The sequence below is a fragment of the Gemmiger formicilis genome, from assembly GCF_016900095.1.
Taxonomy (GTDB): domain Bacteria; phylum Bacillota; class Clostridia; order Oscillospirales; family Ruminococcaceae; genus Gemmiger; species Gemmiger formicilis_A.
Map to the genome: position 1 here is coordinate 1 of NZ_JACJJP010000087.1, position 453 is coordinate 453.

Sequence of the window (453 nt, forward strand, 5' to 3'; positions counted from 1 at the left end):
GGGTTTATGCAAGCCGTCATTGTCTATGGCGGCTTGGGGCTGGTGGCGGTGATCATCGCCCTTGTCTTATTCATACTGCTGATTCAGCCGGACACAACGTTCCTGCAAAAGGTTGGCAGAACCGCAGGCATTCTGCTTTGCCTCGCCGCCGCATTCTTCCTTGTCCGGCCGCTCGTTTTGGACATCCCCTACCTCAAGCGCCCGGAAGCCGCCTATTTGGAGCGGCTGGAGTTTGAATATTCGAGAGGAATCGGGGACTATGGTTCGGACGACTATTATCTGCGCGGCGTAGATATGACCGGCGAACGGCATTCCTTTGAAATCAGTGAAAAGAGGTACGAGGAAGGGCGCGCGCTGTGGGGCGGGAACGACTTTGCTCTGTTTGCGAAAGTTACCTACCTGCCGCACACCTCCACCTTGATAACGCTCGAATTTATGACAGAACTCGACGCG

General features: G+C 55.2%; 1 protein-coding gene. It reads left to right on the forward strand.

What is annotated here, in order from left to right:
* On the forward strand, positions 1 to 453 hold a 453-nt coding region (locus tag H6B15_RS15310; RefSeq protein ID WP_204648858.1), incomplete at both ends, for a hypothetical protein.